At 58.0% G+C, this 12,701-nt stretch carries 14 protein-coding genes and 1 pseudogene; 6 read left to right on the forward strand and 9 right to left on the reverse strand.

Annotation, left to right across the window (positions count from 1 at the left end):
• Window positions 1-73: 73 nt before the first annotated feature.
• Window positions 74-601: a Verru_Chthon cassette protein B gene (gene vccB, locus ABEB25_RS12735; RefSeq protein ID WP_345736790.1), complete on the reverse strand. Its 528-nt coding sequence runs from the start codon at window positions 599-601 to the stop codon at window positions 74-76.
• 500 nt (window positions 602-1,101) lie between these two features.
• Complete coding sequence (locus tag ABEB25_RS12740; protein ID WP_345736791.1) at window positions 1,102-2,202, reverse strand: L,D-transpeptidase family protein; 1,101 nt, start codon at window positions 2,200-2,202, stop codon at window positions 1,102-1,104.
• A gap of 224 nt (window positions 2,203-2,426) precedes the next feature.
• Here ABEB25_RS12740 and ccsA point away from each other — a divergent pair, with 224 nt between their 5' ends.
• The gene (gene ccsA / locus ABEB25_RS12745) at window positions 2,427-3,203 is read left to right on the forward strand and encodes a cytochrome c biogenesis protein CcsA (protein WP_345736792.1); all 777 of its coding nucleotides are present in this window, start codon (window positions 2,427-2,429) and stop codon (window positions 3,201-3,203) included.
• A gap of 2 nt (window positions 3,204-3,205) precedes the next feature.
• Window positions 3,206-4,282: a glutamyl-tRNA reductase gene (gene hemA / locus ABEB25_RS12750; RefSeq protein WP_345736793.1), complete on the forward strand. Its 1,077-nt coding sequence runs from the start codon at window positions 3,206-3,208 to the stop codon at window positions 4,280-4,282.
• Between the two features lie 14 nt (window positions 4,283-4,296).
• Here hemA and ABEB25_RS12755 read toward each other — a convergent pair whose 3' ends face one another.
• The 5 genes from ABEB25_RS12755 to rpsU form a co-directional block, all read right to left on the reverse strand.
• A complete protein-coding gene (locus ABEB25_RS12755) occupies window positions 4,297-4,884 on the reverse strand; it encodes a hypothetical protein (protein ID WP_345736794.1) in 588 nt (195 codons plus the stop codon).
• A gap of 5 nt (window positions 4,885-4,889) precedes the next feature.
• The gene (locus ABEB25_RS12760) at window positions 4,890-5,780 is read right to left on the reverse strand and encodes a diacylglycerol/lipid kinase family protein (RefSeq protein WP_345736795.1); all 891 of its coding nucleotides are present in this window, start codon (window positions 5,778-5,780) and stop codon (window positions 4,890-4,892) included.
• A 109-nt stretch (window positions 5,781-5,889) separates the two neighbouring features.
• Window positions 5,890-6,390, reverse strand: coding sequence for an NADH-quinone oxidoreductase subunit NuoE family protein (locus ABEB25_RS12765; protein WP_345736796.1), 501 nt, complete (start codon window positions 6,388-6,390; stop codon window positions 5,890-5,892).
• 48 nt (window positions 6,391-6,438) lie between these two features.
• The gene (gene nuoD / locus ABEB25_RS12770; protein ID WP_345736797.1) at window positions 6,439-7,698 is read right to left on the reverse strand and encodes an NADH dehydrogenase (quinone) subunit D; all 1,260 of its coding nucleotides are present in this window, start codon (window positions 7,696-7,698) and stop codon (window positions 6,439-6,441) included.
• A 177-nt stretch (window positions 7,699-7,875) separates the two neighbouring features.
• On the reverse strand, window positions 7,876-8,103 hold the full coding sequence (gene rpsU, locus ABEB25_RS12775) for a 30S ribosomal protein S21 (RefSeq protein WP_184209660.1): 228 nt from the start codon (window positions 8,101-8,103) through the stop codon (window positions 7,876-7,878).
• 64 nt (window positions 8,104-8,167) lie between these two features.
• Here rpsU and ABEB25_RS12780 point away from each other — a divergent pair, with 64 nt between their 5' ends.
• Both ABEB25_RS12780 and ABEB25_RS24510 read left to right on the forward strand, forming a co-directional pair.
• Entirely contained in the window at window positions 8,168-8,632 is a 465-nt protein-coding gene (locus ABEB25_RS12780; protein WP_345736798.1) for a hypothetical protein, read from the forward strand.
• Between the two features lie 140 nt (window positions 8,633-8,772).
• On the forward strand, window positions 8,773-8,907 hold the full coding sequence (locus ABEB25_RS24510) for an SOS response-associated peptidase family protein (protein WP_425572046.1): 135 nt from the start codon (window positions 8,773-8,775) through the stop codon (window positions 8,905-8,907).
• Here ABEB25_RS24510 and ABEB25_RS12785 read toward each other — a convergent pair.
• Complete coding sequence (locus ABEB25_RS12785) at window positions 8,901-11,291, reverse strand: DUF1549 domain-containing protein (RefSeq protein ID WP_345736799.1); 2,391 nt, start codon at window positions 11,289-11,291, stop codon at window positions 8,901-8,903. The genes ABEB25_RS24510 and ABEB25_RS12785 overlap by 7 nt on opposite strands.
• Window positions 11,292-11,589: 298 nt before the next feature.
• On the opposite strand from ABEB25_RS12785, the pseudogene ABEB25_RS12790 reads away from it, so the two are divergent.
• Together ABEB25_RS12790 and ABEB25_RS12795 are read left to right on the forward strand one after the other, a co-directional pair.
• Window positions 11,590-11,952: pseudogene (locus tag ABEB25_RS12790) on the forward strand (type ISP restriction/modification enzyme); the annotation flags it as partial.
• A gap of 42 nt (window positions 11,953-11,994) precedes the next feature.
• Window positions 11,995-12,123: a hypothetical protein gene (locus ABEB25_RS12795; protein ID WP_345736800.1), complete on the forward strand. Its 129-nt coding sequence runs from the start codon at window positions 11,995-11,997 to the stop codon at window positions 12,121-12,123.
• Window positions 12,124-12,147: 24 nt separating this feature from the next.
• On the opposite strand, the gene ABEB25_RS12800 is transcribed toward ABEB25_RS12795, so the two are convergent.
• The gene (locus ABEB25_RS12800; protein WP_345736801.1) at window positions 12,148-12,681 is read right to left on the reverse strand and encodes a hypothetical protein; all 534 of its coding nucleotides are present in this window, start codon (window positions 12,679-12,681) and stop codon (window positions 12,148-12,150) included.
• Between the last annotated feature and the right edge of the window lie 20 nt (window positions 12,682-12,701).

Here is a 12,701-nt window from a genome sequence, read left to right on the forward strand (position 1 = left end):
GGGGGGGAACTGAAAGGTTGGTTACGGCCAATTGTCCTGGCAAACGGGGGGGAGACAATTACACAAACGAAGGCTAATTATTCGCCAGACCCGTGTTGGCGACCAACTGGGTGAAGACTTTGACCGGAATCGTTGAGGCAGGGGCATCAAAATTAAAATCCCGCAGCGGGGCAGCGATCATTTTGATCATCACGCGGCGGAGGTTCTGATTGGGGGTCATGCTCCCATCATTGTTAGGCAAGCGCACATCAAGCGGGGGAATGTTCACCTGAACGACGTAGCTGAGCATGATGCTGAAATCGCCGCCTCCTGCCTCGCCTTCCACCAGCTCCAGGCCTTGATCGTCAAAATAACGGACCTGTTTAGGGGTGAGATCCAGTGTGGCCCAGTCAGCCGACTGCATTTCGCCGACGATGAGGTCCACAATGCGGGTCTCCGCTTGTTCATTGGCCGTCTTGCGGGACATTTCCAGCCCGTGTGGCAAGAGGCCCAGGATCGTCACCACGCCAAGAGCCATGATGCCGACGGCCATGACCACTTCGACCAAGGAAAACCCGCGACGTAGAGACTGACGGGATGGGAGAGAGAGAGAGGTGTTCATGGTGGGAGAGACTCCGGGCTAGTATGAAGGACTGATATTTCCGGTATTTTGTTCAGAATAGCGGAAGGGGCCATGTAGCGTCAATTCAAATACATGGTAAATACCAACTTGCGAAGACCCCATGCTGTTGAGATTTTGTTGCAAAATGCGCCAAAAGAGCCGTTCCCTGGGGGATTTTGCCGCCAAATGGCCCTTTTTTGCCGTGCAGTTGTAACTTGGCCGCTAATTCGGCGATGCGAGGCTCCGTGGCCGTGACCGTTTCATTTGGGGCTCAAATGGGTCAAAAATGGGATATAGGATCAGTTCACCCCAGACCTTTTCCCAGGCCGTGATCTACGAATGGACGAGAGAGGCTGAATACAGATTATACCCGATCCACCTGGAGTATTTTCACCTGACTACCAGCGCTTTCTGGCTGATGCAGGCTAGCTTTAAAGCGGAGCTTTAGTCGCAAGCGAATCGCATCAAGGCGATGCCCTTCTCCATCAGAGCCAACGTACTTATTTCTTCCAGAAAAACAGCCGCAAGCCGCGCTTGGGTTCCGTTGCAGGCGGCTCCACCACCTCGGCAGCCCGCACTTCCTCCGCCTTCACCGCCTTGGCATACACCGGCGGGCGCGGCACGGGCGCGGGGCCCTCAATGATGACCGTCATGCCCTGCGTGATCATTTTCACCAAGCGCACCACGTCCCAATTGGCCGTGCGCATGCAGCCGTGGCTGGCGCTGCGACCGATGGTCTGCGGCTGATTGGTGCCGTGAATGCCGATGCCAGGCTTGTTCAGGCCGATCCACATCACCCCCACCGGGTTGTTTGGCCCCAGGGGGAGCTGGAAGTAGCTGCTGCTGCGCACCCCATACTCCAGCACACTCTTATCCCAGCGGAAGGTGGGCATCTGCGCGATGCCTGAAATGCGCCACGTGCCCGGTGGTGTCGCCAAGTGTCCACTCCCTGGAGTGATCGGCAGCGTGGCCAGCAGCTTTTCCCCTTCATACAGGCGCAGGCGCTTTTCCCGCGTGTCGATCTTGATCACCCGCGTGAGAAATTCCGGCACCTCGGGCAGCTTGGCGATCTGCGTCAGCTCCTCGATGAGGAAAGGCTGCACGCTTGGCACCTTCACCGCATCCCCTGGCTTCAGGGCCGCCATCTTCATGGGTCGATTGACATATTCAATCAATTCGGGCGAGCAGTGAAAGCGCTCCGTCAAAAACTCCAGCAGCGAATCGTACGGCAGGTACTTCTTCTTGCTCTGGGCGGAGGGCTGGCTGGGCAGATCCCCCACGTATTTCAGGTCCTCCGGGCGGATGGTGTAGGTGGTGTACACCTCTGGCACGCTGCTGAGATCCAGCGTGTGCGCCGCCACCTCCGTCTCTGGCAGGCCCTGCGTGCGCTGGTAAAGCTTCAGCGCCTGGGTGGTGATGTCCCCCGGCCGCCCATCCACCTTCCCCGGGCCGAAAAGCTGCGTATCGAGGAAAATCTGCAGCCGTAGGATGTCCTCCACCGGCTCCGGTGCCGCAGGCAGCGGGTCCGGGATCACCGCCCAGGCAGGCAAAACGAGCGCCAGGACGAGCGTGGGAACCAAGGAAGAAAACAGCTTTTTCATAAGAAACTCCAGAAATGAGCTCAAGGGATGCCATAAGGCCCCCTTTCAATCTCGCATTCATCAAGGGTTTCCAGAGGCTGGTCAAGTGACTGTACAAGACGATGACATGGAGACCCGCCTATAGCTGAAAAATGAAATAGTTCGCTGATTCGGGGCTGTTTTGAGCGTAATTAGCTTCCCAGTTGCAGGCGTGCGCCGCTGCCGCGAAGCTGGGTCCCCCAACCATGACTCCAGACCGGATCGCGCTCCTTCTTTCCACCTTCGCCTTTTTGGCGGCGGTGGTACCAGCGTTGCGCGCGCTGCAGACCGGGGACTGGCGCCGGGGAATGGCCCAAAAGCTGACCATGGCCCTGGGTTTTGTCTTTCAAACCGGGGCTATTTACCTGCGGGGGCAGGTGGTGGGGCAGTGCCCGATGAAAAGTGTCTCGGATATCCTGGTCTTCATCGCCTGGAGTGTGGTGCTGCTGTATTTCCTGGTGGGTACGACGTACCGGGTGTCCCTCCTGGGCATGTTCACCGCGCCTCTAGTCGCGGCCATGCACGGGCTGGCCTTTGCCCTGCCGGGTGCGTTTCCAGACTATGCGGCGAAGCCGAAGATTGATGCGTGGGTGGAGCTTCATGCCGCCCTGGCCCTGGTGGCCTACGCCGCCTTTGCCCTGGCCTGCGTCACAGGCGTGATGTACCTGCTTCAAGAGCGCTTCCTGAAGCGCCACCTCATCGGCGGCCTGTTTTATCAATTGCCGCCCATCCAGGGCCTGGCGAAGGCCATCCAGCGCCAGGTGCTGCTGGGGCTGATCCTGCTGAGCGCCAGCCTGGCCATCACCTTCAAGCTGGACACGCCCATCACGAATCCGAAGCTCATTTTCGCCTGGGGGGTCTGGGGCCTGTACGCCGTCATGGGCTTCATCGCCTGGCGGCACGCGCTTTCCCCCCGGCAGACGGCCTGGCTAGCTGCGGTGGGGTTTGTCATCCCCTTCATTTCCCTCTGGCTCGTCACCTGACCATGACCCCACCACCCGCCACCCGCGAGCATCTGGTCTGCCTGGGCCTGAACTACCGCACCACTCCGGTGGAGGTGCGTGAGCGCGTGGCTTTCCCCGAGGCGAAGGTGCCGGATGCCGTGCAGGAGATCCGCCAACTGCCTGGCTTTGAAGAAAGCGTGGTGCTGAGCACCTGCAATCGCGTGGAGCTGTACGCCACCCACACGCTGGATGATGCCCGCGTGGCCCATGATGCCCTGGTGGACTACCTGGTGCGCCGTTTTGAACTGCCCCAGGAACAGGCCGAGGCCCTGGTGACCTACCGCCTGCGGTCCGATGACGCTGCCCGCCACCTCTTTCGCGTCGTCAGCGGGCTGGACAGCATGGTGCTGGGGGAGACGGAGATCTTCGGCCAGGTGAAACAGGCCTACAAAGTGGCCCTGGAAACCGGCAGCACCGGCCGCGCCCTGAATAAACTTTTCCAGCAAGCCTTCACCGTCGGCAAAAAGGTCCGCAACGACACCACCATCCAGCGCGGCTCCACCAGCGTGGGCTCCGTGGCTGTGGATCTGGCGGAAAAGGTGCATGACCTGAAACAGTGCCGCGTGATGCTCGTCGGCGCGGGCGAGATGAGCCGCACCTGCGCGCAGAGCCTGCTCTCACGCGGCGCGCGCAGCATTATCGTCTCCAACCGCAGCTATGACCGCGCCGTGGAACTGGCCACCGAGATGAAGGGCACGGCCATGAAATTCGACGAATGGGAACACGCCCTGCATGAGGTGGACGTCATCATCTCCAGCACCAGTGCGCCACATTTTGTCATCAAGCCCGAGCTCATCCAGCAGGTCATGCGCAAACGCCGCTGGGACCCGCTGCTGATCATCGACATCGCCGTGCCGCGCGATGTGGACCCCGCCGTCAACGAGATCGAAGGCGTGTACCTTTACGACATCGATGCCCTGCAAGCCATCGCGGATGAAGGCCGCCGCGAACGCGAACGCCAGCTCAGCGCCTGCGAGCGCATCATTGAGGACAGCTTGGAAAAGTACGGCTTCCTGCCACCGCCTCCCCTCAGTCCGCAGAAACACGCGGCAACTTAGGAAAGGTCAATGTGCTATTTTGACTCGTCCTCAGTCTCTGCCACAAGTTGCCATCCCTTGCTGTTTGGATGCGCATTCAGCCACTCCTGATAGTTTGCGTAACCCTTGCACTTCATGAGTCGCAAATGAGCAGACCCTGGAATCAGGACGATTTGAAATTCCATGTTAAAATGAGATTCGTCTGGTGGATCGTTATCCGATAATAAAATACTCAACACGCCAAAATTCAATCCACCAACATCAGGAGATTCGGGATCAGGTGTGAAATTTATTGAGGCGAGTGCAAACTCAGTTTCCGTTAGGTCAAGGAAATCCGATTTCACCTCAATGGCATTATATCCCAAGGATTTATCCAATAGGTAAAAAGATGACTCTCTCCTGTTTTTAAAATGAAGGATGCACAAACGAGATCCATCTGGGCTGCCAAGTACCGTGCAACGATCTCCTCGATAATGCTCACTGCCAGGAAACAGCTTTTTCGTTTGCCCGCCACTCACTAAGCACCAGAACTCCCGGTCATTGATCATCAACTTTTTCACGCTCATTTCAGCATTCGCGATGACTGCTGAAAGCACAAAAAGAGTGAGCAAAACGAGATTCATAAATTTCACACCGCCACCTGTAGCTTGAAAGGTGCGGCCCTGAAGTGCACCGGGGTGCCCTCGCTGGCCAGCTCCCCATCCACCTCCAGTGGTGCACCAGGCATAGAAGTCACCGTGAACTCCCGGAGCTGCAGGTAATCGATGTCTTCGGCAGGCTCATACCCATCTACCAAAATGGCGCGCAGCATCTGGGCGAATTCCCAGCCTCCCAGACCGCGAAAGACCAGGACATCCAGCAGGCCATCCTGATTGGACGCACGACGGAAGACCGGCACAGGGCCGCCATAGTGCTTCCCTGCCCCGACAAGGACCACCGAGCCGTGCATGGAGGGGCGCCCCTCAATGTGGACGGAAAGCACAGGCGGCTGCCTTGTTAGCACCTGCATGGCAGACATGACGTAGCTCAGCGGGCCAAAGCGTTTTTTGCTCTCCCAAGAAGTCTCCTGGATGATTTCGGCATCAAAACCCACGCCGGCTAGCTGCACAAAATACTGGTCATTCGCCATCCAGAGATCCAGCTCCCGGAAACGGCCCTGGGAAATCTGCGCCCAGCACGCGGGCAGATCCGCGCTGGGCAGGCCCAGCTCCAGCGAAAACACGTTCATCGTCCCCACAGGCAGTACGCCCAAGGCGGTGTGTTTTTCCCCCGATGGCCTCGCCGCATTCACCCGGCTGAGCCCCTGGAGGACCTCATTCATGGTGCCGTCTCCGCCTGCTGCGACAATGAGGGGATGCCCCTCCAGGGCCAGTTTTTCCGCCAGATCCGTGGCCTGGCCGGGACCTTCCGTGAGGATGAGTTCTGGCGCTGGAGTGAGGGCGCGAATGGCCTTTTCACGCGCAGCCGCCTGGGTGCTGCGGGCGGCCGGATTCAGAATGACGGGGATTCTTTCGGGCATGAGGGGCAGCGCTTATGTCCCAGAATGCGGGTAAGCTCAAGCAACAGTTCCCTACCCCAAGCGGCTGAGGAGGCTAGGCTTCCGATCAACGGCGTTACCAACCCAGGAATCAGGGATACTTAGCCAGCAGTTCAGCGGCCTTGGCGGGCTCCACCTTCTCAAAGAAGTCGTCCTCCACCATGCAAACAGGGCCAAAGCCGCAACTGGCGAGGCACTCGGCGAATTCGATGCTGTATTTGCCATCTTCGCTCACCGCGATGGGGTGATGGTGATCGCAGTGGCTACGGTCGATCTTGGCCTCTTTGCAGAGGGCGTCCATCAGCTCGTAACTGCCCGTCATCGCACAGGAAAGCGTGCGGCAAACACGGATGTGATATTTCCCAGGCGCGCTCTGGCGGAACCCGGGATAAAAAGTCACCACTTCCAGCACCTGAATGGGCTCCAGCCCCAGCTTCGCCGCCACCCAGTTGACGATGTCATCACTGATGAAACGGTAATGCTCCTGCATCAGATGCAGGAGGGGCAAAACGGCACTGCGCTTGGAAACGGGGTAATGCGTGATCACCTCGTCCATCTTGCTCTCCAACTCTGCGGGGACTGTGAATGCCATCTTGAAGTTCAGGTATTAAAGGTTGCTAGATTCAGCGCGTGCAGGCTGTTAGCGGTCGCACTCGCCCATCACAAAGTCGAGGCTGCCCAGCACGGAAGGAATGTCGCTGAGCATGTGACCTGGCATGATCTTCGAAAGGATGCTGAGGTTCACAAACGAGGGGCTGCGGATCTTCAGACGGTAAGGGACGCCGCCGCCCTTGCTGTGGATATAGAAACCCAGCTCGCCCTTAGGATTCTCTGCACCAAAGTAAACTTCTCCGGCCGGCGCATCAATGCCCTGAGTGGCAATGATGAAGTGGTGGATCAGCTCCTCCATCTTCATCAGCACGCGGTCCTTGTTTGGCAGCAGGTTCTTGGCATCGGCCACATTGATAGGGCCGCCAGGAAGATTGGCGAAAACTTGGCGCAGGATGCGGACGCTTTGGCGCATTTCTTCCATGCGAACGAGGTAACGGTCGTAACAGTCGCCTTTGGTGCCGATGGGGATATCGAACTCGTACTTCTCGTAATCCAGGTACGGGTTCGTCTTGCGCAGGTCATGCTCCACACCGGAACCGCGAAGGTTCGGCCCGGAGATGCCGTAGGCAATGGCATCCGCCTTGGTGATGACCCCAATGTCCTGCGTACGGGCAATGAAAATCGCATTGCGGGTCAGCAACTTGTCGATCTCGTCAATGACGGGCTCCACCTCAGCCAGGAATTTCAGCACCGCTTCTGTGAAACCTTCTGGCAGATCGCGAATCTGGCCACCCACGCGGGTGTAGCTGGTGGTGAAACGGGCACCCGTGAGCTGCTCGCAGAGGTTATAAATCTTTTCACGTTCCGTGAACGTGTAGAGGAAGACCGTCATGGCCCCGACATCCATGGCAAACACGCCCACGCCCAGCAGGTGGGCAGAGATGCGGGCCAACTCACAGCAGATCACGCGGATGGCGCGGCCCCGTTCTGGCACTTCCCAGCCCATGAGTTTTTCCACCGCGAGGGCGTAGGCCACATTGTTGGCCAGGGGTGCCAAGTAATCCAACCGGTCCGTATAAGGCACGAACTGGTTGTAATGCATGTTTTCGGCGATCTTCTCATCCCCACGGTGCAGGTAACCGACATCCGGCTCCGCTTTCGTGATGGTCTCGCCATCCAGTTCCAAAATCATCCGCAGCACGCCGTGCGTGGCCGGGTGGGAGGGGCCCATGTTCAGGACCAGCTTTTCGCCCACGATGTCGCTGGTCGTCTCTTCGAGGCTGTCCAGGTGCAGCGCCACCTTGGCGGCGGTGTCCGGGGACTCGTATTCACGGGTAACAGCAGGCATAATGGGGTAAAGATGACTATTCTACGCTGGCCAAACAGCGGCAACACGAATTTGTGAAAAATTTCACAAGCTCACTACAAGATGCCCTGAAACAAGGGGTAGGACAAACAAAAAGGCTGTCTGAAAACAGACAGCCTTTCCGAGGTTGGAAATCCGGACAACGAGCCAGGAAATAAATCAGGCCGTCGGGGCAGCGCCCTCAGGAGCCTTCGGCAGCGTGAAACGAAAACGGATCTTACCACGCTTGGCAGCAGCACGAGCCTTGCGCTTGGTGCGCTCTTTCGGGTTTTCGTGGGCGCGCAGGCGGCGCATTTCTTCGAGAATGCCTTCCATCTCGAGCTTGGTTTTCAGACGCTTGAGAGCGCGGTCAACAGGCTCACCTTTGCGGATTTGGACTTCGGGCATACAGTTTCAGAGAAATGGTTTAGAAAAGGGGTGACGACTCTAGAGGCACACAGCCATTCGTCAAATGGAAAGATGGTTTGCAGATAAGGATATTTCCATCCCCGCAGTGTCCTCCTGCGGTTCATCTGCCGCCACCGGACTCTACACTGGCCACTACCTGGAAAAAAGCACTGGCCGCAAAGCAGAGCCCTCCGCCCCGCACTGGAAGAATACTCCACTAGGCGAAGTCATACTGACCGACATCGCCCCAAAAAATGAGGGTAAAAGGGGGCCGCGACAACTGGCTGCTCATCCACCACCCAAGCGCCGCCTTGTGAAACAACAGTTCTTCCAAGACCGCTCCGTGCACCGGCCCGAAGGCTGGGCCATCCGCGATCTTTTCGCTATGCTGGAAGAAACCGCCCTCACCGCCGAGACCACCACCGCTTGGCTAGAAACACTCCTCGAGGAAAACGCAGCCCATGCTTTTCACAATAATAGGTGCAGTTCCTGGTGTTTCGATGCAGTCCGAGCCCATTCGGAATCTTGACGTTCAGGGCGCTTCAGACATCGGGCAACAACAGGTGGTGCCCAGAGTAGCCTAGAACGACTGGCGGTGACTAGCGGAGGGATGAACGCCTCGAACTCTCGCAACACCTTGTCCTGCCGTCGCAATGCGTCTGCTGCCCAGTGAGGTATTGGATTTTGACCAACACCCCGAACGATCAAGTCGCCCAGGTTTACAACCGAATGTCGGCGATCTTGCCTGCGGAGTCTTGGCAAGGTTGGCTCGATGGGAGAACGCCGACGGCCGTTACTTACTGATTGAAGATGAACTGCTGGGTATTGATCAGTGCGTAGATCAGGTCCTCCACGGTGCTGAGGCCCTTTTCCTGGGCCTGAAGGCAAAGGCCCTTTTCCCTGGCGGTGGGTTTGCGGGAAAGCACGGCCATGTAAGCGGCGTCGATTCTTTCGTCGGCAGACCGGGCCTTGCCCACGGAGAGCATGAGCTGGCTGTAGCGGTGAACGATCTGCGGCAGGAGCTCTCCATTCATCAATGCCAGAGCCTGGGGAACGGAGGCTTCATTGTTGCTGTTCTCAATGATTTCCCGGTCGCTCTGGCCAAATTCGCGCAGGTAATGACCGCGCGGGGCAGGGCTTTCGATTTCCGCTGCCCGCAGCCACTGCCGAGACTGCTGGGCCCGCGAACGGAAGTAGTCCCGCCAATGTTTCCGGGGGATGGCATAGTACATGGCCTCTTCGCTCCAGGCCCTTATCTCAGCTTCGGCGACCTCCGCCTTGGTCGGCTTGGTCGTTTTGATCTTGCCATCCTCAGGGGCCATCTTGAGCCCGCCGTTCGCAGCACCGGTCGCCTGCATGTCGGCACTGGGGGCGGCTTGAATTGGAACCTCCTGATTGGGTTCATAAGCAATGATCTCAAAGGGCTTGCCGGTGACCTTCTCGAACAGCTTTTTTTGGCCAGGAATGATCACTTCCGTCATGACGGTGCGGCGGGCATTGGTATAAAGAGCAGTGATCTCCCGGCTGATGGTTTTGATTTTCACATGGCACTCAGCAGCGTGGGCGGCGGCAGCCTGTTTTTCAGGTCCGGTGGCTGTGGCGGCGATGGATTGGTATTTTTTGGCCTCCTCGCGGGCCTCCACTAACCGTTTCTGCAGGGCCTCCACACCTTCCGGCTGCTCCTGGAACTTCTTGGCGGCCATTTGAATGCTCTTAAGCGTCTCAGCCGGATCGGCGACCTTTTCCACGGCCAACCTGCGTTGCTCAAAGAATTCGTGGGAGGCCATGTTTAGCATGTCGGGATTGGGGTTGATCAGCGTCACAAAGCTGTCCCACAGTTGCTCAGCAGTCATGCGGCGCAGCAGCGGGCCTGTGAAGTGGCTGGCAGTCCCCAGTGCCACCTCCTCGTGGGAGGCCTGGCGCTGGTAGGTGCTCGTGTTGAAAAGGATGCGCAGATACGCCTTCATATCGTAATTCAGGCTCACCATCAGCTTTTCAAGATGGCTCAATAGTTCAGGATTCACTGCCACGGTAGTGTCCGTGAGATCGTCGAGCGGCTCGATCAGGGCGAGTCCGAATACCTTTTTCCACAGGCGATTGACCACGACCTTGTTGAAGCGGTCATTATCGGGATTCGCCAGCCAGCGTGCGTAGGCCTGGACCCGTGTTTCACCTGGCAGAGGAGTACATGCATGACCCATGATGGCAGCCGGTTTCACGACGGATTTGGGCTTCGCATCGTCATACTGGTAATCCGGTGGCAGGGTGACCTTGCGCTTCTCGTCAAAGGTCACCTTGGGGTAGCGCCCGATGCCACGAGGCCCGCTCATGGCCTGATTGTATAAACGCTCAGCCTTGAGCAAGTAGTCCTCAGCCGCCCGGCGTGCCCGCCCCACTTTCTCCAACTCCGCCCAGAAAGCGAGGCGGTCGGCCTCGGTGGTCGAGTTTTTGGGCCATTCAGGCTGCTTGAACGTGGTGCGAATGGCCATGCCTTGATCACGCAGAAGGTCGCTGATACCGCCCGTGAAACTGCCGCCGGAGTCTCTGATCTCCACGCCAAAGGTGAAGGCCGCCATCTCGTAGAACTGCATCTGGGTCCACTTGTCAAAGGGGTGATTGTGGCACTGGGCGCATTCGATGCGGGTGCCCAGGAAGATGCGCAACGTGCTCGCCATGTTGTCCAAGGGCATGCCACGATCACGTGTGTAGTAGCCAATCGCCCCATCGGACCAGGCCTTGCCATCTCCGGCGACCATCTCCCGCACGAACATGTCGTACGGCTTGTTGCTGCGCAGCGCATCCTTGATGAAATGAACATACGCGGGGCCTGCTCGCTGGCCCTTGGATTGCACACGCAACACATCCGCCCAGTAATGAAAGTAGTTCTGCACATAGCCCTCGGAATCGAGGAGCTTGTCGATCAGTGCGGCCCTCTTTCCATCTTCTTTGGAAGCCAGAAACTCCTCAGCCTCACGCGTGGTGGGAATGCGGCCCACCACATCCAAATAAATGCGGCGCACGAAAACACTGTCATCCGCCGGGGCGTTGGGTGTCAACTTGTTCGCTGCCCAGTCCCTCGCCAAAAACGCGTCAATTTCATCGGCGGAGGAGGAAACTTCTGGATCGGCCCGGGCGATCGGCCCAAGGCAAAACGTGACGATAATTGAACACGCCAGGAGGCTTTTCATGCAAGGTGAAACGCAGGATCAAACCTGGGTTTTGCAGATGTTTGCGTCGTCCCACATCTTGAGGAGCGGCACTCCCCCGACTACCGCAGCCGCCACGCCGACAACCTAGGCAAAGAACTTACGAGGTGACGATCCAAGGGAGCGCGGGCCTCCGAGCCCGCAGCACACCGCCAGCAGGAAACACTCCGGATCAACCAGCCAACGCCGCAAGCACGCCGACAAGCCTGAGTTCTGGCAATTCCGCATCCAACGCTCCGACGCTCCGACGACCCGCAGCGGACTCGGAGGTCCGCGCTCCATCACCGCAGAGGACTATCGGGTGACGAAGATGAAATTCGCGAAAACCCGCGACCCGGCGACGAATAAGAACATCAACGACAAGACCACCATTATCTACAACGACTATGTCACGATCCGCGACATCCCGCTGGAGGCTTACCACTACGTCGTCAACGGCAAACCCGCCCTCGAATGGGTCATGGAACGCCAGTCCGTCACCACCGACAAAGACAGCGGCATCATCAAAGACGCCAATCTCTGGGCCACCGAAACCATGGACAACCCCAAGTATCCCCTAGAACTCTTCCTCCGCGTCATCACCGTCAGCTTGGAAACGATGAAGATCGTCAAGGCATTGCCTCCACTTGAACTCAATCAGTAACGTCTTCTTCGTTTTTGCTTTGCCCTCGAGTACGCCCGCAATGTGCAGCACAAGGTCATCCTCATCAGCGGTCAGCGGCTCGCGGAGCTGATGATCGAATACGGCGTCGGAGTCTCCACCGTGCGCAGTATCGCCCTGAAGCGGGTGGACTCAGACTACTTTGAGGATTGAGGGAGTCCCCAGACAGCCGCTTTTTTACACCTCCTCGTCCTGGACCCAGGCCTTCCCGATCCGGTAGTAACGGCGGCTGGGCAAGCCGAAGATGAAGCGGTAGAGCAGGTAGAGGAAGAGTGAAAACAGGACCACTGGGATCCCCACATCCAAGACGAAAGGGAAGGTGTTTTCGACGTCCCCATACGTTCGCAGTTGTAGATAGCTATGGGTCACCCCATCACAAAACAAGACGACCAAGGCCGAACTCGCCAGAGCATAGGCCACGCGCGAGCGATGGGTAAAGACCAGCAGGACCAATCCGAGGAAACTCAAGACAGGGGCCGCTAAACTGCCCAGTTGAACTGCATAAGCATTCCAAAGTTCCTCAAAACCACTCTCTTGGATGATGCCCCAGTGGATCCAATGGATCACAACGACTTTCAGCAAAAGAATGAAAATTGCCCACTTCGTGGACCGAGGCCGGAGCAAGGGCTGTGGTGGCAAGCCCTCAGCCCCCAGCACATCCACCTGCGGCGGTGCATACGGATTCACATCGCTGCCGGGTAATTCAGACATGGCAGCACCTCAAGCGCCAT

This window comes from Prosthecobacter algae (assembly GCF_039542385.1).
GTDB classification, from domain to species: Bacteria; Verrucomicrobiota; Verrucomicrobiia; order Verrucomicrobiales; family Verrucomicrobiaceae; genus Prosthecobacter; species Prosthecobacter algae.

Bases quoted from the DNA above. Each gene is read 5' to 3' on its own strand.
- vccB (WP_345736790.1), bottom strand. From the start codon at position 601: ATGAACACCTCTCTCTCTCTCCCATCCCGTCAGTCTCTACGTCGCGGG.
- ABEB25_RS12740 (WP_345736791.1), bottom strand. From the start codon at position 2,202: ATGAAAAAGCTGTTTTCTTCCTTGGTTCCCACGCTCGTCCTGGCGCTC.
- ccsA (WP_345736792.1), top strand. From the start codon at position 2,427: ATGACTCCAGACCGGATCGCGCTCCTTCTTTCCACCTTCGCCTTTTTG.
- hemA (WP_345736793.1), top strand. From the start codon at position 3,206: ATGACCCCACCACCCGCCACCCGCGAGCATCTGGTCTGCCTGGGCCTG.
- ABEB25_RS12755 (WP_345736794.1), bottom strand. From the start codon at position 4,884: ATGAATCTCGTTTTGCTCACTCTTTTTGTGCTTTCAGCAGTCATCGCG.
- ABEB25_RS12760 (WP_345736795.1), bottom strand. From the start codon at position 5,780: ATGCCCGAAAGAATCCCCGTCATTCTGAATCCGGCCGCCCGCAGCACC.
- ABEB25_RS12765 (WP_345736796.1), bottom strand. From the start codon at position 6,390: ATGGCATTCACAGTCCCCGCAGAGTTGGAGAGCAAGATGGACGAGGTG.
- nuoD (WP_345736797.1), bottom strand. From the start codon at position 7,698: ATGCCTGCTGTTACCCGTGAATACGAGTCCCCGGACACCGCCGCCAAG.
- rpsU (WP_184209660.1), bottom strand. From the start codon at position 8,103: ATGCCCGAAGTCCAAATCCGCAAAGGTGAGCCTGTTGACCGCGCTCTC.
- ABEB25_RS12780 (WP_345736798.1), top strand. From the start codon at position 8,168: ATGGAAAGATGGTTTGCAGATAAGGATATTTCCATCCCCGCAGTGTCC.
- ABEB25_RS12785 (WP_345736799.1), bottom strand. From the start codon at position 11,291: ATGAAAAGCCTCCTGGCGTGTTCAATTATCGTCACGTTTTGCCTTGGG.
- ABEB25_RS12800 (WP_345736801.1), bottom strand. From the start codon at position 12,681: ATGTCTGAATTACCCGGCAGCGATGTGAATCCGTATGCACCGCCGCAG.